Here is a 17,678-nt window from a genome sequence, read left to right as displayed (position 1 = left end):
CCCCGCGGTTCACCCCTTGCTGACCGCAGTGAGGATCTCCGGAAGCCGCCGGGCCGTCTGCGGGGCGGCGAGCCGCAGTCCCACCGCGGTGAGTGCCGCCGCGTACGCCGTGCCCACCGGCAGCAGCAGCCACGTCCAGTCGTCGCCGTCGGCGCTCACGTTCAGCCAGATCGTGAGCGCGATGACGGGCGCGCACAGCACGGCGGCGGCGATCATCCCGCCGAAGATGGAGATCCAGGCGAGCCCGGTCTGCCCGGGGGCGACGTTCTTGTAGCCCTCCTGCGGGATGGAGTAGGGGAAGCGGGCGGACGTCCACGCCCCGGTCGCGAGCATCGCGCCGAGCAGCGCGAAGGACAGCCCCAGCGCCTCCGGCAGCCGCCGCCAGTCGCCGAGCATGGCGGTCGTCACGACGGTGACGAGCGTGGCGTACGGCAGGGTGATCAGCAGCAGCGCCAGCGCGCGGGCGCGCAGCTCGACGTAGGCGTCGCGGGTCGACGAGATCGTCATCGCGACCATCCAGAACGCCGAGGTGTCCTGCCCGAACTGGTTGTACATCTGGATGCCGAGCATCCCGGCGGCGAAGCAGGCGAAGTACACGGACCCGGTGCCCTGCCAGGCGTTGAACACCGGCACGATCAGGCCGATGGCCAGCGACGTCACCCAGGCCGCCTTGGTCTTGGGGTCGCGCCACACGTACCGCAGGCTGCGCTCCATGACCGTCCCCGTGCGGCCCGCGGGCAGCAGCCGCCCGAGCCCGGTCGACGTCCGCTCGCGGGCGGCCGACTCGGCGGCCGGCAGCGTCGATCCGTCGGGCGAGGTCATGAGCCGGGTCAGATGCCGCGACCACACCGCGAGCAGCGTCGCCAGCGCGCCCGCGGTCAGCGCCAGTTGCACGGCGGCGAGACCGTACGACCCCTCGCCCACCGCGTGTACGGCCGCGATCGCCGACGCGGGCGGCACCCACTGGAGCACGTCCGCCGCCGGGTCGAGCTCGCCCAGCCCGGACGCCCCGAGCCGCTGCGCGCCGAAGTTGACGACCTGCGCCCCGATCGCGATGACCAGTCCGCTCAACACCGCGAGGTCCCGCCCCTTGCGGCTGGCCAGCAGCCGTACGTTGGCGGCGGCGACGGCCCGCGCGAGGGCCACGCACACCAGCAGCGCCAAGGCGACCGCGACGACGCCCACCGCGAACGCCGCCCCGCCCCGGGCCACCGCGACCACGGAGCCGATCAGCAGGCACAGCGTGAACAGCGGCCCGATGCCGACCAGCGACGCCGTGAGCAGGGCCCGCACCAGCGGCCGGGGCCGCAGCGGCAGCATCACCAGCCGGGTCGGATCCAGCGTCTCGTCACCGCTGGGGAAGAACAGCGGCATCACCGCCCAGCCGAGCCCCAGCACCGCCGCCACCAGCACGACCAGCGACTCGACGTGCGCGTGCCCGCGCAGCGCGATCAGGCCGATCAGTTGCAGCGCGGCGAACAGCAGGGCGAAGACGGCCGACGCGATGTAGGCGGCCTTCCGCCCGCCGGACTGCCGCAGCCCGTTGCGCAGCAGCGACAGCTTCAGCCGGACGAAGACCGGGGTGATCGTGGAATCGCTCACCGGGACCCGCCGCCCAGCCAGTCGAGATGGGACCCGGCGTCCCGGCTCTGCGCCCCGACGAGTTCCAGGAACGCCCGCTGCAGCGAGGGCGCGTCACCGCGCACCTCCGCCAGCGTCCCGTGCGCGCGGATCCGCCCGGCGGCCATGACGGCCACCCAGTCGCACAGCGACTCGACGAGCTCCATGACGTGGGAAGAGAACACGACCGTGGCGCCCGAGGCGGTGTACCGCTCCAGGACGCCCCGGATGGTCTGGGCGGAGACGGGATCGACGCCCTCGAACGGCTCGTCCAGGAACAGCACTTCGGGATTGTGGAGGAGCGCCGTGGCGAGCCCGATCTTCTTGCGCATGCCGGTCGAGTAGTCGACGACGAGCTTGTGCTGGGCGCCCGCCAGATCGAGGACATCGAGGAGCTGCGTGGCCCGCTTGTCGACCTCGGCACCGGGCAGCCCGCGCAACCGCCCGTTGTACGCCAGCAGTTCACGCCCCGACAGCCGCTCGAACAGCCGCAGTCCCTCCGGCAGCACCCCGATCCGCGCCTTCACCTCGACGGGGTCCCGCCACACGTCGTGCCCCACCACCTCGACGGTCCCCTGATCGGGCCTGAGCAGCCCGGTCACCATCGACAACGTGGTGGTCTTCCCGGCCCCGTTCGGCCCGACAAGCCCGATGAACTTGCCCGCGGGCAACTCCAGATCGATCCCGGCGACAGCGACCTGCTGCCCGAACCGCTTCCAGAGCCCCTGTACACGCACAGCGCTGGAACCCACCGCATCTCCCTCCGTCACCTAGAACCCTACGGTGGCGTTCTTCAGGGGCGCGGGGCTCTGCCTGATATGCGGCTCCGCCGCGTGGGCGCGATCAACCACGGACGATCCTGCAGTCGCCACGCAACGGCAACCAGGCAGACGAAAGGGCGCTTACCGATCCCTGCCGCACGCATACGCCAACGGCGAGATCAACTCCTCAGCGTCCGGCAGCCACCGATTCGCAGGCGTAGGCCGGCAGGCCCACTGCACAGCCCCCCGAGACCCGAACCGCGTAGGCGGCGCAGCCACATACGCGCCCTCACCCAGCACGGTCAGATCCAGCGACGACAACGACCACCCCAGCTTCCGCACCAGATCAGGCACCTTCACGGACGCCCCCGGCAGCACGAAGAACTCCATCCGCCGATCCGGCGTGAGCGTCACCGGCCCCAGCGTCAGCTCCATGCGCTCCATCCGCGCCAGCGCGAGGAACCCGGCGGTCTCGGGCACGGAAATCGCGTCGAACGTACGCCCCGTCGGCAGCAGGATCGACGCCGTCGGCTGCTTCTGCCACATCCGCCGTGCGACGGTCGCGCTGCCCGTCGCCTGCGTCGCCCAGTCCGGACGCGCCGGGTGCGACCCGGGTGCCGGGCACGCGGCGTCACCGCAGGAGCAGTGCTGAGCGCCGTCGACGGCTTCCAGCCAGGTGCCGGGGAACACGTCCCAGTGGCGCTCCTCGGCGTAGCGAACAGCGGTCTCCAGCAGCGATTCCCCGCGCTGCTTCGGGATCTGAGCGGCTTCGGTGCCGGCGATCGTCTCTTCCACGATGAACACAACTCTGGGCGTCACCAGGGGTTACGCCCGCCCGCGTGCGCGGGGAGGAGCATCGCCCCTGTCGTCGGGGCGCATGGGTGCATGTGCGGGGGCGCGCGAGAGGAACCGTGGCCGGAGCGGGGTAGCCACGAGTGGGGCCGGCACCAGCCGTCACCCCGGCAATCCTCACATGCCTCGCATTTTCGTCTGGTCGGCGGGGCATTGATCTTCACGGCCGGATCTTCTCGCCGGGACGTGAGAGGGCTCGGCCGCGGAAGGCACGTCAACTCGGTGCGTGGGCAGGCACCGCAGCCACAGGGGGTACGCCATGGCCGCAAGGCCGCTCGTCGCCAGGCAGCCGAACGAACGGCTCCAGGCGCTCATCCAGGAAGCCGGATGCTCCAACGCCGGCCTCGCCCGCCGCGTCAACATGTGCGGGTCCGAGCACGGTCTCGACCTGCGCTACGACAAGACGTCGGTGGCGCGCTGGCTGCGCGGGCAGCAGCCGCGGGGACGGGCCCCGGCGATCATCGCCGAGGCGCTCGGCCGCAAGCTCGGCCGTACGGTGACGATCGACGAGATCGGCATGGCCAACGGCAAGAACCTCGCCTCGGGCGTGGGTCTTCAGTTCTCACCGACGGTACTGGGGGCCATCGAGCAGGTCTGCGAGCTGTGGCGCAGTGACGTGGGGCGGCGGGACTTCCTGTCCGGCTCCTCCGTCGCCGCGTCCGCGCTGGTCGAGCCCAGCCGTGACTGGCTGATCTCCGTGCCGGACGCGCAGGTGTCGCGCTCGGCGGGGCCGCGGGTCGGGCAGTCCGACGTGCAGGCGGTACGGGCCATGACGCAGGCACTGGTGGATCTCGACCACCAGTACGGCAGCGGGCACGTGCGGCCGGTCGTCGTGCACTACCTCAACAGCGTCGTCTCGGGGCTGCTGGCGGGGTCGTACCGGGAGGCGGTGGGGCGGGACCTGTTCGCCGCGGTGGCCCGGCTGACGGAGCTCGCCGGATACATGGCCGTGGACACCGGGCAACCCGGTCTGGCCCAGCGCTACTACATCCAGGCGCTGCGGCTCGCCCAGGCGGCCGGGGACCGGGGCTACGGCGGGTACGTGCTCGCCGCCTCCATGAGCCATCTCGCCGCGCAGCTCGGGAACCCGCGGGAGATCGCGCAGTTGGCGCGGGCGGCGCAGGAGGGCGCGCGGGGGCGCGTGACACCGCGTGCGGAGTCGATGTTCCACGCCGCGGAGGCGCGCGGGCACGCCCTGATGGGCGACGCGCGCGCCGCCCAGACCGCCGCCGGGCGCGCGGTGAGCGCCCTGGAGGCGGCCGATCCGGCCGCCGGGGACGACCCGGCGTGGATCGCGCACTTCGACGAGGCCTACCTCGCCGACGAGTTGGCCCACTGCCACCGGGATCTGGGGCAGGCCGAGGCGGCGGCCCGGTGTGCGCAGGAGTCGCTGGCCGGGCATCCCGAGACGCGGGCGCGCCGCCGGGCCATCGGTTATGTGCTGTTGGCCACGGCTCAGGTGCAGCAGCGCGAGATCGAAGAGGCGTGCAGCACGGGCATGAAGGCCGTCGAACTCCTGGAGGGGCTGCGCTCCAACCGGGGCGCCGAGTACCTGGAGGACTTCCAGCAGCGGCTGGAGCCGTACCGGGACGAGGCGGTGGTCAGGGAGTTCGGGGCGCGGCTGGACCTTCAGACGGCGGCGTGAACACAGGGTCCGCGGATGCGTGAACGTGTGGAAACGGCCGCTTGACGCGCGGGAGGTGACATGAGCGGCGTGCCGTGACCCGGTTCTGTTACCGCGCTCACAGGGCATGAGGTCATGTCCTGTGCTGCGTGGCACCGGGCTCCGGGGACCCGGTAGCGTGAGCCGACGATTCACAAGGTCCCCCATTAGTAGGAGTCCCGGTGACGCAGAGTGGACAGGGCGAGGAGCCCTCGGCGCGCCCCGCGCGCGAAGGCATCGTGCTGCCCTCCGACGGTGGCGAGCCCCTGCTGCCGGGCATGACGGGCGGACCCGGTGACGCGCCCTCCGGCCGCCGGCCCGGCCAGGCCCCGGCCTCGGCCCCCGCCGAGGGCCAGACCTGGGGCCAGCCGTGGGGCCCCGACCAGCAGTCCCCGTCCGCGCAGCCGGACCAGAGCCGGCAGTCCCCGCCGCCCCAGCAGTGGACGGAGCCACCGGCATGGGACGGCCGGCACCCCGGCCCCGGCACACCGGGCCCGGGCGGGCTGCCCCCGGAGGGCACCCAGCCCCCGAACCCGTACGCCGGCCCGTACGGCGCTCCCGCGGGCGGAGCCCCGCTGCCTCCGGAGGGCACGGGCGGGCAGCCACCGCAGCAGGGCAACGCGTACGGGCCGCCCGCTGGGGGCGCCCTGCCTCCGGCCTCCGGTGCGTACGGGACCGCCGGTGCGGCTGGTCCGCTGCCGCAGGCCGCTGACGCGTACCACTCTCCTGCCGGGGCGCCGGGCCCCCAGGGGACCGGCATGTACGGGACGGGACCTGCCGGGGGGCAGCCGCCTCAGCAAGGTGATGCGTACGGGGCTGGCTCGGCGGGTGGGCAGTCGCCGCAGCAGTCCGACGCGTACGGGGCGCCTCCTGCGGGCGGGCAGTCGCCGCAGCAGTCCGACGCGTACGGGGCTGGCTCGGCGGGTGGGCAGTCGCCGCAGCAGTCCGACGCGTACGGGGCGCCTCCTGCGGGCGGGCAGTCGCCGCAGCAGTCCGACGCGTACGGGGCTGGCTCGGCGGGTGGGCAGTCGCCGCAGCAGTCCGCCGCGTACGGGGCGCCTCCTGCGGGCGGGCAGTCGCCGCAGCAGTCCGACGCGTACGGGACCGGCTCGGCGGGCGGGCAGTCGCCGCAGCAGTCCGACGCGTACGGGACCGGCCCTGCGGGTGGGCAGTCGTCTCAGCAGTCCGACGCGTACGGGACCGGCTCGGCGGGTGGGCAGTCGTCTCAGCAGTCCGGCGCGTACGGGGCGCCTCCTGCGGGTGGGCAGTCGCCGCAGCAGGGTGGCGCGTACGGGACCGGCCCCGCGGGTGGGCAGTCGCCTCAGCAATCCCACGCGTACGGGACCGGCCCCGCGTACGGGTCTCCCGCCGGGGGCAGCCTGCCGCCGGCCCCCGGTGCGTACGGGTCCGCTGCCGCGGGTGGGCCGCAGTCGCCGGGATCCGGCGGGCACGGCACCGCTGCCGGGCGTGCCCCCCTGCCCCCGGCCGCCGATGAGGGGGCGACCCAGTATCTGCCGCCCGTCGCGGGGGACGGGGCCGCGGCGGCCACGCAGTATCTGCCGCCTGTCGCCGCCACCCCCGCCGACGAGGGGGCGACGCAGTACATACCCCCGGTGGGCCCGGGTGCGCTGCCGCCCGAGATGCCCGCCGAGCACGACTCCGAGGCGACGCGGTTCCTGGGGACCGGGCCGTTGCCGTCCGCCTCGAACCCGGACGCCGAGGCGACGCAGTACATCGCGCCGGTGCCCGGCGGGGCCCAGCAGCCGCCCGCCGGGTTCGAGAACCTCTTCCGCAGCGAGCACGGTGCCGAGAGCCCGGCCGGCGCCACCCAGCAGCTGCCCCGTGTCGAGCAGCCGTCGCCCCACCCTGAGCCGTCCTACGCCCCGCCCGGCGGTGGCCACTCCGCTCGCGGTGGGCGTGGCTCGCGCCTGCCGGTCATCGCGGCCGTCGGCATCGGCATCGCCGTCCTCGGCGTCGGCGCAGGCGCGCTGCTCGCCGGCGGCGGAGGCGGTGACGACGACGGCGGCGACAACAAGACCGTGGCCGTCTCGGCGCCCGCGACGGACGGTTCCGCCTCGCCGTCCGCCGACCCGGCCCGCGCGCAGGCGGTCGAGCTGGACAAGCTGCTCGCCGACAGCGGCGACAGCCGCAGCACCGTGATCAACGCGGTGGCCGACGTCAAGGGCTGCGACAACCTCGCCCAGGCCGCCAAGGACCTGCGCGAGGCGGCCAGGCAGCGCAACCAGCTGGTCACCCGGCTCTCCGGCGTCACGGTCGACAAGCTGCCCGACCACGCCGCGCTGACCACCGCCCTCACCAAGGCGTGGCAGGCCTCCGCCTCGGCCGACAACCACTACGCGGCCTGGGCGGACCAGACCGCCGGCAAGAAGGGCTGCAAGAAGGGCCAGGCCCGCGTCACCGGCCAGACCCAGGCCGGCAACCGGGCCAGCGGCGTCGCGAGCGCCGAGAAGGCCAAGGCGGCCCAGCTGTGGAACGGCATCGCGAAGACGTACGGCCTGACCGAGCGGCAGCCGACACAGCTGTGAGATGACCGATCCCGGCGTGAACTGCCGGGCGCGGGCTCAGTAGTTCACGTCGGCGTTCTCAAGCGTCCTCGTCGTGTCGACGAAGCCCTTCCGCGCCGACACCAGCCGCCCTTCCCGCACCACCTGAAGGGTCACGTTCGCGTTGACCAGGCGCGGGAAGCCGACGGAGGCGAGCTTGGCCTGGAACCGCCACTGAAGCGTCGGCGTGAGCCCGTCCGTGCTGATCCTCAGGCCGTCGTCGAGGGCCTCCGTGACCGTGTCGGCGGTCACCTCCCCGTCGCCGAGCGACTCGACGACCTTGTGGAACACGGTGTAGGCGATCCACGTGGTCTGCACGCCGGCGTCCGCGGGGTCGATGCGGTTGTCGTCGAAGGCCTCCGCCTTGATCACCCGCTTCATCGCGTCCCAGCGCGGATCGCTCGCCACCGGGTACCAACCGGTGATGTACGAGCCCTCGTACGGCCCCGACGCCCCGCCGGTCGCGTCGATCACCGTCTGGTCGACGCTGCCGAGCACGGTGGCCGTCCGTACGTCGGGGTAGTCCTCGCGGGCCCGCCGGAAGGAGTCCATGAAGGTGCCGTTGCGGTCCCCGAGCGCGGGCACCACGCAGCCCTCGTCCTCCGGGTCGGTGGTCGTCGTCCGCAGCGCCAGATCGGCGTGGCCGTCGTACTCGGTGGCGTCCTCCGCCGCTCGCTGGTCCCTCGCGGGCTTGTGCCCGCCCGCCTTCAGGCCGGAGTCGAGCAGCGGGGGCAGCTGGTCGCCCGCGATGGTGTCGGGGCGGATCAGCGCGACCGGCCCGCAGCCGGCGAGGGCGCTGCCCAGACCGGCGAGCAACGCGGGCTGGCCGCCGTTGACGGGGTAGGACAGAGGGCTGGTGAACTCGGCGTTGGTGATGCCGTAGCCGCCTATGTACGGGATGCCCGCGCCCTCCAGGGAGGGGAAGAAGGAGTCGGCGTACTGGCTGTAGGATCCTACGACCGCGACGACGTTCTCCTTGGCGGCCCGCCGGGCGCACTTGGCGGCGGCCACGCTGTCGTTGTGGTCGTTGCAGGTCAGCACGTTGAGCTTGCGGCCGTTGATCCCGCCGTTGGCGTTGACCCAGCGGGCGTAGGCGCGCGCGAAGGCGGGCATGCCGGGCTTGTTGGTGGCCTTGGTGCCCTGCGGCGCCCAGGTCATGACGGTGATCGGGTCGTCCCCGGTACCCCCCGTGGTGCCGGGGACGACCCCGCAGCCGGCGAGGAGAGCCGCGCACGCGACCGCCGTGCCCGCGAAGAGGACGCCGATTTTGGCGTGACGGGTGAGGAGGCCGGGGAGGGATGTGCTGCGGGTGCGTCGCCTGCCGGTCATGACTCCGCACGATTCCGCCACATGGCTAACCGATGAGTGTTCCGAGGGCAACAATTGGTGACGCACAGGTGAAATGCAGGGGCCGGTGTGACCGATGTGGAGGGGAACGTACGATCGATGACCGTGCAAGCTTCGGAGAACTCTTCCCGTCGTGGCCGTCGCTCATCCACCATGGGCGGCATGCCCGTCAATGACATGCCGTGGTGGCGCTGGCGCAGCAACGTGCGCTCGGCGCTGCACATGCTCTCCGATCCCGTGTTCCAGCGGGACGTCTGGCTGGCCGGTGTGGACGGCTACGGTGACGTGACCGACGCGGTGTACCGGCTGGTCGAGGACACCTGGCTGGACCACTGGTCCGCCGAGAAGTACGTCGGCACGATCTTCCGCGACTCTCAGGAGGCGGCTCTCGTCGACACAGCCGTGCTGCGGGTGCTGCGGATCATGCACCAGGTCGGGCCGGACGCGCCGGTCTCCGCGTACCTGGAGCACGAGGCGTGGCCGGAGGCGGTGCGGGCGGCCCGGGACGCGCATGTGCGGCTGGCCGCGAGCGACGGCGAGGAGCCGGACACACCGCCGCGCAGCCTGGAGGTGCTGCGGATCATGACCAGGTCCGCGTAGCGGGACGATTGCCGGTCGTGTCGTTCCTTGTGGGAACCTGTCCCGCATGAACGAGCAGTCCACCCGCGCCGAAGCCCCGGCCGACCAGTACGTCCTCACTCTTTCCTGCCCGGACAGGAAGGGCATCGTGCACGCCGTGTCGAGCTATCTGTTCATGACCGGCTGCAACATCGAGGACAGCCAGCAGTTCGGCGACCACGACACGGGACTGTTCTTCATGCGGGTCCACTTCTCGGCGGAGGCGCCGGTGACCCTGGACAAGCTGCGGGCCAGCTTCGCGGCGATCGGTGACTCCTTCCAGATGGACTGGCAGATCAACCGGGCCGACGAGAAGATGCGCATCCTGCTGATGGTCAGCAAGTTCGGGCACTGCCTGAACGACCTGCTGTTCCGGGCACGGACCGGTGCGCTGCCGGTGGAGATCGCGGGTGTGGTGTCCAACCACACGGACTTCGCCGAGCTGGTGGGCTCCTACAACATCCCCTTCCACCACATTCCGGTGACGAAGGACACGAAGTCCGAGGCGGAGGCCCGGCTGCTCGACATCGTGCGTGAGGAGGGTGTCGAGCTGGTCGTCCTCGCGCGGTACATGCAGGTGCTGTCGGACGACCTGTGCAAGGCGCTGGCCGGGCGGATCATCAACATCCACCACTCGTTCCTGCCGAGCTTCAAGGGGGCCAAGCCGTATCACCAGGCTCACGCCCGGGGTGTGAAGCTGATCGGGGCGACCGCTCACTATGTGACGGCCGATCTCGACGAGGGGCCGATCATCGAGCAGGAGGTCGAGCGGGTCGGGCACGACGTGACGCCGGAGGGGCTGGTCGCGATCGGGCGCGATGTGGAGTGCCAGGCGTTGGCCCGGGCGGTGAAGTGGCATGCCGAGCGGAGGATTCTGCTCAATGGGCGGCGGACGGTGATTTTCGCCTGAGCCCCTGAGCCAGTCACATCCTGCTCAGTGATGCGGCTGCGAACAGGACGTCCCTGATCGCCTCTCTGTCTCCCACCTGGCCCGCCGCCGCCTCCTGCGGAGGCACGTGGCCCGCTGCCAGGCGGCAGAACTCGACGCCGTCCAGGGCCACGTGGGCCACCTCGTGCTCGGCGGAGCCCTTCGCGGCGGGGGAGTCGAGGGGGATCAGCCACTCGCCGCCGCCCGAGCCCTCGATCTCCAGGCGGAGGCTGCGGCCCGGTTCGCCCACCGTCACGAGGTGGCGGTGGTGGGCGGGTGCCGCCAGGCCGCCTCGGCGGCGGTGGGCCAGGACGTTCGGCAGCATGCGGGCGGCCAGGTCGATCATGCGGTGCAGATGGCGCGGCGAGGGCGGGTCGTACGGGTAGTCGACCGCGTCCGCGATGTCCTCCGCGTGCACCCAGCACTCGAAGGCCCGGTCGAGCATCGCGTCGTGCAGGGGCAGCGCGAAGTCGCCGTACGGCACCGGCATCCCGCCGTCACCGCCGCCCGTGAAGGACACCGTGCGGACGAGGCCGTGGCTCTGCTCCCGCCAGGGCGCCCGCACGGCACGGGTGGGCGGGAAATGGGAGGCTTTCCAGTACGCCTCGGTGCGGGCCGCCGGGGTCGGGCGCCTGGGCGTGACGTCGCCCAGCGGGTCGTCGAGGCCGAGCGCGACCGCCACCAGCCCGTCCACGCTGAGCAGATGCGCGATGACACCCGCGACGGTGGTACGGCGGCTCGTGGCCTCGTCGGCCCGGAACCAGCGCAGCCGTACGGGCGCGTGCCACTCGGCGTCGCCGAAGTCCTGGAGCAGGGCGTCCAGGCGCGCGGTCTCGGCGTCGTACGCGGCGGCCCAGTCCGGCACCGGGATGCGCGGCGGGCGGCGCTCCAGGCAGGACTCCAGGACACGCGTGCGCAGGCCCGGGTCCAGGTCGAGGCTGTCGGGGCGTTGCAGCAGCCCGACCGCCTCGCGCAGCCGCCGCGCCTCGTCGGCACACGCGCCGCACTCGCCGAGGTGCTCCTCGACGGCCGTGGCCTCCTCCGCCGAGCACGCGGCCAGCGCCCAGGCGCCGAGCAGGGCCTTGAGCACGGGGTGCTCGAACACGGGCCGTACGGGCGACGGCGACGCCGCGTCACCCGGTTCCTCCAGCACGGGCAACGGCAGCCCGCTGTCCTCGACGGAGGTCCGGGGCATGGGGATCCGCGGCGGACGCCCGGGCTCCGGCCCGCCGGGCCCGCCCTGACTGCCGCTCTCGCTCCGGGCGTCGTCCTTCTCCTCGTGCCCGTCGTCGCCCGGGCCGTCGTACGCCTCGAACCGGTCCGGCCCGTTCACACCGCACCCCCGTATCCGGGCGGTGCGCCGGGTGCCTCGCAGTCGTGGGCGGTGGACAGGAGTTGCAGGCCCAGGCGGAGGCGGCGGCGGGCCTCGTCCTCGGTGATGCCGAGGTCGGTGGCGGTCTGGCAGTAGTCGCGGCGTTGGAAGTAGGCCCGTTCCAGGGCCGAGCGCAGCGGGGCCGGCATGGACTGGACGATGTAGTCGGCGCGGGCGGCGACCGAGGCCCGGCGCACCGTGTGCTCCAGTTCCTCCGTGGCGCCGGAGCCCTCGCGGGCGAGGGCGGCGGTCTCGGTGGCGCGCAGGCGCTGGACGGCCAGGCGGTGGGTCAGTGCGGCGACCCAGGTGCGCAGAGGGCCCTGTTTCGGGTCGTAGGCGTCCGGATGCTCCCAGACGTGGATGAAGACCTCGCGTGTGATGCCGTCGGCGGCGCGCTCGTCGCCGAGTACGCGGTGGGCGAGGCCGTGCACGAGGGAGGCGAACCGGTCGTAGAGCTCACCGAGAGCGGCGGCCTCCCCGCGGGCGAGCCGCTGCTGCATCTTGCGGTCCCAGCGAGGCGGTACGTCCTTTTTCGCCATGCGGCCTTCTCACCCCCTGCTCATGTGCCGCGCCCGTGCCCTGTCCGGCCTGTGTCCGACGTTTCCTCGAATGTAGTCGGCACGTCCGGTGGCGCACGCCCCTTTGTGGCAATGTGCGCCCCCTGATCGGCCGCAGGTGGTAGGGGACCACCAGCGCTCGGGCAGGGTGCCGTAGGAGCGTGCCTACCCATCCGCCCCCTGATCAGACATGACTGAAAAGGATCGAACAGGATCGAAGTCGACTAAAACAAGCCTCTTCTGCGGGGGATCCGTTTTTCGGCTTGCGTTTCAGGGAACGGCCGCTGGGCAGCCGCGCTCCAAGGAAGCGTAGGGACTGCTTCCGTTTTGGCGATCGAAGGGCGTGGTGGTGACCTTCAAAGTGACGGGCGGCGAGCAGGGCGAATGGGCCGTGCTCCAGGTGTCGGGCGAACTGGATCTGGTGACATCGCCGGTGCTGCGTCAGCGTGTGCACGATGCGGTGGCCGAGGGACACCACTGTCTGGTCCTCGACCTGTCCGAAGTGTTCTTCTGTGATTCCAGCGGCGTCGGCGTGCTCATCGCCGCCCGCCGTCTGATCCGCTCCTGCCAGGGCCGGCTGCGGCTGGTGCTGCCCGCCCGGGGCGCGGCCGACGGGTCCCATGTCAACCGGGTCCTCGGCGCGCTGGGCGTCCGCAGGCTGTTCGACGTGTACGGCGATGTGGACGCGGCCCTGGCCGACGAGGGCGAACCCCTGTCCGCGTGAGGGGCCGATGACGCGCGGCAGGGCGAGTGTTGCCGTTCCGACACGCTGTTGTCCCGGAATTCCCCCGGTCTTGGCACAAGTGACGTTTTCCCGCGCCCGAACCGCCCCCTCCGTCGTACGCTCCGAGCGAGACGCACCCCACCCGACGTAAGGCGGCCCGAAAGAGACATGGTCAGCAGCGAGTACGAGCGCAGGATCGCCGCCCGGTTCGCCACCTTCGACCAGGACGGCAACGGCTACATCGACCGCGAGGACTTCTACGGCGCGGCCAAGGCGCTGCTCACGGAGTTCGCCGTGGCGGCACGGTCCGACAAGGGGCAGGCGCTGTACGGCGGCGCCGAGGGCTTCTGGCAGGGCATGGCCGGGATAGCGGACCGCGACGGCGACCAGCGCATCACACGCGAGGAGTTCGTGGGCGGCGCGGTCAAGCGCCTGCGCGACAACCCCGACCGGTTCGCCGAGATCGCCCGTCCCTTCCTGCACGCGGCCCTGGACGTCGCCGACACCGACGGTGACGGCGCGGCGACGGTCGAGGAGGCCGCCCGCATCCTGAAGTGCCTCGGCGTTCCCGAGGACGTCGCCGGCCCGGCCGCCGCCACGCTCGACTCGGACGGTGACGGCAAGGTCGGCGAGGCCGAGGTCGTGTCCGCCTTCGCCCGCTACTTCACCGTGCCCGAATAGGGTCACCTGCGCGAACAGGGTCGCGTGCGCGAAGAGGGTCACGTGCGCGAAGAGGGTCACGTGCCCGCATAGCGCTCGCGCAGCTTGTACTTCAGCACCTTCCGCAGGGTCTCGCCCCGCGGAAGGGCGTCCACCACCTCCAGCCGCTCCGGCAGCTTGTGCACGGAGAGTCCCTCGGCGCGCAGGAAGGCGGTCGCGGCCGCGAGCGTCAGGGTCTCGGCTCCCGGGGGCTGTTCCACCACCGCGCACACCAACTCCCCGCGCGCCGCGTCCGGCAGCCCGATCACCGCCACGTCCCCGACCGCCGGATGCCGGTGCAGCAGGTCCTCGATCTCCTGGGCCGAGATGTTCTCGCCCTTGCGGATGATCACGTCCTTCAGCCGACCGGTGAGGACCAGGTGCCCGGTGTCCGTGAGATGCCCGAGGTCACCGGTGCGCAGGAACCCGTCCTCGTCGAAGGCCTCCGCCGTCTGCCCCGGATCCAGATAACCCCGGCACACGGCTTCCCCGCGCAAGCGCACCTCCCCGTCGACGATCCGTATCTCCATCCCCTCCGGCGGCCGCCCCTCGGTCGTCGCCAGCAACTCGGGGGTGTCGTCCGGCGCCCCCATGGTGATCATCGGCACCTCGGTCATGCCGTAGCCGTGGGTGAGCCGCACGCCCATCTCGCGTACGACGGCGCGGTACAGTTCCGGCGGCTTGGGCGCCCCGCCCCCCGCCAGCAGCCGCAGGGAGGGGACGACCGGAACGCCCGGCTGCTTGCGCTGCTCCGCCAGGAACATCGAGTAGAACGCCGTCGACCCGCCCGCCACCGTCACGCCGTGCCGCCGGCAGGCCTCCAGCGCGTCCGGCAGCGCGAACTGCTCGAACAGCACCGCCGGGAAGCCGTACAGCAGCAGCATCACCGTGTAGTCGGGCCCGCCTATGTGGGCGTAGGGAAAGGCGATCGACCCCACGTCGTCCGCCGTGGGCCGCAGGGCGTGGGCGAGGCAGGAGCCGCCCGCGAGCAGGGAACGGTCCGTGTGCAGCACGCCCTTGGGGGCGGAGGTCGTGCCGGACGTCCAGTAGATCCAGCGGACCGCGGTGCCGTCGCGGGGCGGGGGAGGCAGTACGGACGGATCGCCGTCGGGCAGGTCGTCGTACGCCTCGAAGACGCCCCTCGCGCCCAGCCGCCGGGCCATCTCCCCGTGGTCGAAGCCGCGCCACTCGCCCGGCACCGCGAAGAACTCCGCTTTCGACTCGCGCAGTGCGAAGCCGACCTCGCGGTCCCGGTGGAAGGGGATGACCGGGGTCTGCACGGCGCCGAGGCGGGCCAGTGCGAAGGAGAGCAGGGCCGTCTCGATGCGGGTGGGCAGCTGCCAGGCGACCACCGTGCCGGGGCGTACGCCCATGCCGTACAGCCCGGCCGCGACCCGCTCGGCACGCGCGCGCAGGGCGCCGAAGGTGAGCGTGCGCCCCCCGGGCCGGTCGTCCTGGAGGAAGAGCGGGCGGTCGGGGGTGAGGGCGGCGCGCCGGGTGGCCAGCTCCCACAGCGTGCGGGACGAACTCAGGGCGTGCGGGGTCTCGTTCACGTCTGCCCCCTGCTCCTTGGCTGACGGGTCGTCAGGTGGGATGCTATCTAACGCCGCATCAGATAAGTACCGTCCGGCGGAGGGGACCCATGGCGACCGAACTGCCCCGCATCATCAGCGTCGACGACCACGTGATCGAGCCGGCCCACCTCTTCGACACCTGGCTGCCGGCCAAGTACCGCGACCGCGGCCCCAAGGCGCTGACCGCCGGGATCGGTGAACTCGCCTACGTCGGCGGCAAGTACCGGATCACGATGGACCCGGACGGCCAGCCCACCGACTGGTGGATCTACGAGGACCTGAAGTTCCCGTACAAGCGCAACATCGCCGCCGTCGGCTTCGACCGGGACGAGATGACCCTGGAGGGCATCACCCGTCAGGAGATGCGGCCCGGCTGCTGGGACCCGAAGGAGCGACTGAAGGACATGGACCTCAACCATGTCGAGGCCAGCCTGTGCTTCCCGAGCTTCCCGCGGTTCTGCGGCCAGACCTTCGCCGAGGCGCACGACAAGGAGGTCGCCCTGGCCTGCGTGCGCGCCTACAACGACTGGATGGTTCAGGAGTGGTGCGGGGACAGCGGCGGGCGGCTGATCCCGCTGTGCCTGATCCCGCTGTGGGACGTCGGGCTGGCGGTCGCCGAGATCCGGCGCAACGCCGCGCGCGGGGTGAAGGCGGTGACCTTCTCGGAGATCCCCACCCACCTCGGGCTGCCGTCCATCCACTCCGGCTACTGGGACCCGTTCTTCGCGGTCTGCCAGGAGACCGGGACGGTCGTGAACATGCACATCGGCAGCAGCTCCCAAATGCCGGCCGCCTCCCCGGACGCCCCGCCCGCCGTCCAGGCCTCACTCAGCTTCAACAACGCGATGGCCTCGATGATGGACTTCCTCTTCAGCGGCGTCCTGGTGAAGTTCCCGCGCCTCAAACTCGCGTACAGCGAGGGGCAGATGGGCTGGGTCCCGTACGCCCTGGAGCGCGCCGACGACGTCTGGGAGGAGCACCGCGCCTGGGGCGGCGTCCGCGACACGATCCCCGAACCGCCGTCGACGTACTACTACCGGCAGATCTTCTGCTGCTTCTTCCGCGACAAGCACGGAGTGGCGTCGATCGACGTCGTCGGCCGCGACAACGCCACCTTCGAGACCGACTACCCGCACGTCGACTCGACCTTCCCGCACACCAAGGAGGTCGCCCTCGACCATGTGAAGGGCCTCGACGACGAGACGGTCTACAAACTGATGCGGGGCAACGCCATCCGGATGCTCGACCTGGACCTCGACCGCTGATGGACCTGTCGGACACGCCCGCGGAGGAGGAGTTCCGGGCCCGGCTGCGCGAGTGGCTCGCCAAGACGCTCCCCGGCCTTCCGCCCCAGCCGTCCCCCGACGACTGGCCCGGACGGCGGGCCTACGACCTCGGCTGGCAGCGCAGGCTCCACGACGCCGGATACGCCGCCGTCCACTGGGACGCCTCCCCGGCCATCCGGCTGATCTTCCTGGAGGAGACCGAGAAGGCGGGCGCGCCCTACGTGGGGGCCAACTTCGTGGGGCTGCTGCACGCCGGCCCGACGATCGCCGCCGAGGGCACGGACGGGCAACGGGCGCGCTGGCTGCCGCCGATCCTGCGCGGGGAGGAGGTCTGGTGCCAGGGTTTCAGCGAACCGGACGCCGGCTCCGACCTCGCGGCCCTGCGCACGCGCGCGTGGCGCGACGGCGACGCCTACGTGGTGACCGGCTCCAAGATGTGGACCTCCCACGCGGAAGTCGCCGACTGGTGCGAGCTGTTGGTCCGCACCGACCCGGACGCGCCCAAGCACCGGGGCATCACCTGGCTGGCCATGCCCATGGACGCGCCCGGCATCACCGTACGGCCGCTGCGCACGCTCGCCGGGTCCGCCGAGTTCGCCGAGGTCTTCCTCGACGAGGTGCGGGTGCCGGCGGCGAACCGGGTCGGGGACGAGAACGACGGCTGGCGCGTGACCATGGTGACGCTGTCCTTCGAACGCGGCACGGCTTTCGCCGGCGAGGTCGTCGCCTGCCGCCGCGTCCTGGGCGAACTGGCCGGCGCGGCCCGCGAGAACGGCCGCTGGGACGACCCGGCGCTGCGGCGCCGGCTGGGCAGGCTCCACGCCGAGTTCCGGGCGCTGTGGCGGCTGACGCAGTGGAACGTGAGCGCGGCCCAGGCGTCGGGCGGAGTGCCGGGCGCCGGAGGCTCGGTCTTCAAGCTGCGGTACTCGCACGCCCGCCAGGAGCTCTACGACGCCGCCGCCGAGGTACTGGGCGCCGACTGCCTCGACCTGGACCGTCCCTGGACACTGGACCGCCTCTCCTCCCTGTCGTACACCATCGCGGCCGGCACCTCGCAGATCCAGCACGGCATCATCGCCGAGCGGATCCTCGGCCTGCCGAAGGGACGGTGAC

General features: G+C 72.2%; 15 protein-coding genes. 8 read left to right on the top strand and 7 right to left on the bottom strand.

Annotated elements, in window-relative coordinates:
* Window positions 1-9 precede the first annotated feature (9 nt).
* The 3 genes from HDA41_RS17430 to HDA41_RS17420 form a co-directional block, all read right to left on the bottom strand.
* Window positions 10-1,602, bottom strand: coding sequence for a transporter (locus HDA41_RS17430; protein ID WP_230299601.1), 1,593 nt, complete (start codon window positions 1,600-1,602; stop codon window positions 10-12).
* Complete coding sequence (locus HDA41_RS17425) at window positions 1,599-2,390, bottom strand: ABC transporter ATP-binding protein (RefSeq protein ID WP_184984993.1); 792 nt, start codon at window positions 2,388-2,390, stop codon at window positions 1,599-1,601. The genes HDA41_RS17430 and HDA41_RS17425 overlap by 4 nt, the downstream gene beginning before the upstream one ends.
* Before the next feature lie 132 nt (window positions 2,391-2,522).
* On the bottom strand, window positions 2,523-3,185 hold the full coding sequence (locus HDA41_RS17420; protein WP_184984991.1) for a bifunctional DNA primase/polymerase: 663 nt from the start codon (window positions 3,183-3,185) through the stop codon (window positions 2,523-2,525).
* A 307-nt stretch (window positions 3,186-3,492) separates the two neighbouring features.
* On the opposite strand from HDA41_RS17420, the gene HDA41_RS17415 reads away from it, so the two are divergent.
* The gene (locus HDA41_RS17415; protein ID WP_184984989.1) at window positions 3,493-4,878 is read left to right on the top strand and encodes an NsdA family TPR-like regulatory protein; all 1,386 of its coding nucleotides are present in this window, start codon (window positions 3,493-3,495) and stop codon (window positions 4,876-4,878) included.
* 200 nt (window positions 4,879-5,078) lie between these two features.
* Entirely contained in the window at window positions 5,079-7,442 is a 2,364-nt protein-coding gene (locus HDA41_RS17410) for a hypothetical protein (RefSeq protein ID WP_311772147.1), read from the top strand.
* A 36-nt stretch (window positions 7,443-7,478) separates the two neighbouring features.
* Here HDA41_RS17410 and HDA41_RS17405 read toward each other — a convergent pair whose 3' ends face one another.
* On the bottom strand, window positions 7,479-8,789 hold the full coding sequence (locus tag HDA41_RS17405; protein WP_184984987.1) for an ABC transporter substrate-binding protein: 1,311 nt from the start codon (window positions 8,787-8,789) through the stop codon (window positions 7,479-7,481).
* A 117-nt stretch (window positions 8,790-8,906) separates the two neighbouring features.
* Between HDA41_RS17405 and HDA41_RS17400 the strand changes: the two genes are divergently transcribed.
* Both HDA41_RS17400 and purU read left to right on the top strand, forming a co-directional pair.
* Window positions 8,907-9,407 (top strand): SCO4402 family protein, encoded by a 501-nt coding sequence (locus tag HDA41_RS17400; protein ID WP_184984985.1) that lies wholly within the window; start codon window positions 8,907-8,909, stop codon window positions 9,405-9,407.
* 46 nt (window positions 9,408-9,453) lie between these two features.
* A complete protein-coding gene (purU, locus tag HDA41_RS17395) occupies window positions 9,454-10,335 on the top strand; it encodes a formyltetrahydrofolate deformylase (protein WP_184984983.1) in 882 nt (293 codons plus the stop codon).
* A gap of 13 nt (window positions 10,336-10,348) precedes the next feature.
* Here purU and HDA41_RS17390 read toward each other — a convergent pair whose 3' ends face one another.
* A complete protein-coding gene (locus HDA41_RS17390; protein ID WP_184984981.1) occupies window positions 10,349-11,686 on the bottom strand; it encodes a zf-HC2 domain-containing protein in 1,338 nt (445 codons plus the stop codon).
* Window positions 11,683-12,264, bottom strand: a complete 582-nt coding sequence (locus HDA41_RS17385) for a sigma-70 family RNA polymerase sigma factor (RefSeq protein ID WP_184984979.1) — start codon at window positions 12,262-12,264, stop codon at window positions 11,683-11,685. Before HDA41_RS17385 ends, HDA41_RS17390 begins: the two co-directional genes overlap by 4 nt.
* 361 nt (window positions 12,265-12,625) lie before the next feature.
* Here HDA41_RS17385 and HDA41_RS17380 point away from each other — a divergent pair, with 361 nt between their 5' ends.
* Together HDA41_RS17380 and HDA41_RS17375 are read left to right on the top strand one after the other, a co-directional pair.
* Window positions 12,626-13,006, top strand: a complete 381-nt coding sequence (locus tag HDA41_RS17380) for an STAS domain-containing protein (protein ID WP_086604412.1) — start codon at window positions 12,626-12,628, stop codon at window positions 13,004-13,006.
* A gap of 168 nt (window positions 13,007-13,174) precedes the next feature.
* Window positions 13,175-13,687, top strand: a complete 513-nt coding sequence (locus HDA41_RS17375; protein ID WP_184984977.1) for an EF-hand domain-containing protein — start codon at window positions 13,175-13,177, stop codon at window positions 13,685-13,687.
* A gap of 56 nt (window positions 13,688-13,743) precedes the next feature.
* Here HDA41_RS17375 and HDA41_RS17370 read toward each other — a convergent pair whose 3' ends face one another.
* Complete coding sequence (locus HDA41_RS17370; protein ID WP_184984975.1) at window positions 13,744-15,258, bottom strand: class I adenylate-forming enzyme family protein; 1,515 nt, start codon at window positions 15,256-15,258, stop codon at window positions 13,744-13,746.
* An 89-nt stretch (window positions 15,259-15,347) separates the two neighbouring features.
* Here HDA41_RS17370 and HDA41_RS17365 point away from each other — a divergent pair, with 89 nt between their 5' ends.
* Together HDA41_RS17365 and HDA41_RS17360 are read left to right on the top strand one after the other, a co-directional pair.
* The gene (locus HDA41_RS17365) at window positions 15,348-16,544 is read left to right on the top strand and encodes an amidohydrolase family protein (RefSeq protein WP_184984973.1); all 1,197 of its coding nucleotides are present in this window, start codon (window positions 15,348-15,350) and stop codon (window positions 16,542-16,544) included.
* Window positions 16,544-17,677 (top strand): acyl-CoA dehydrogenase, encoded by a 1,134-nt coding sequence (locus HDA41_RS17360; protein WP_184984971.1) that lies wholly within the window; start codon window positions 16,544-16,546, stop codon window positions 17,675-17,677. The genes HDA41_RS17365 and HDA41_RS17360 overlap by 1 nt, the downstream gene beginning before the upstream one ends.
* Window position 17,678 lies beyond the last annotated feature (1 nt).

The organism is Streptomyces caelestis, assembly GCF_014205255.1.
GTDB classification, from domain to species: domain Bacteria; phylum Actinomycetota; class Actinomycetes; order Streptomycetales; family Streptomycetaceae; genus Streptomyces; species Streptomyces caelestis.
This window is presented reverse-complemented; position numbering and strand designations above follow the sequence as displayed.

What these genes read in the sequence shown, in the direction of transcription:
- HDA41_RS17415 (WP_184984989.1), top strand. Translation starts at nt 3,493, where the DNA reads ATGGCCGCAAGGCCGCTCGTCGCCAGGCAGCCGAACGAACGGCTCCAG.
- HDA41_RS17405 (WP_184984987.1), bottom strand. Translation starts at nt 8,789, where the DNA reads ATGACCGGCAGGCGACGCACCCGCAGCACATCCCTCCCCGGCCTCCTC.
- HDA41_RS17400 (WP_184984985.1), top strand. Translation starts at nt 8,907, where the DNA reads ATGACCGTGCAAGCTTCGGAGAACTCTTCCCGTCGTGGCCGTCGCTCA.
- purU (WP_184984983.1), top strand. Translation starts at nt 9,454, where the DNA reads ATGAACGAGCAGTCCACCCGCGCCGAAGCCCCGGCCGACCAGTACGTC.
- HDA41_RS17385 (WP_184984979.1), bottom strand. Translation starts at nt 12,264, where the DNA reads ATGGCGAAAAAGGACGTACCGCCTCGCTGGGACCGCAAGATGCAGCAG.
- HDA41_RS17375 (WP_184984977.1), top strand. Translation starts at nt 13,175, where the DNA reads ATGGTCAGCAGCGAGTACGAGCGCAGGATCGCCGCCCGGTTCGCCACC.
- HDA41_RS17365 (WP_184984973.1), top strand. Translation starts at nt 15,348, where the DNA reads ATGGCGACCGAACTGCCCCGCATCATCAGCGTCGACGACCACGTGATC.
- HDA41_RS17360 (WP_184984971.1), top strand. Translation starts at nt 16,544, where the DNA reads ATGGACCTGTCGGACACGCCCGCGGAGGAGGAGTTCCGGGCCCGGCTG.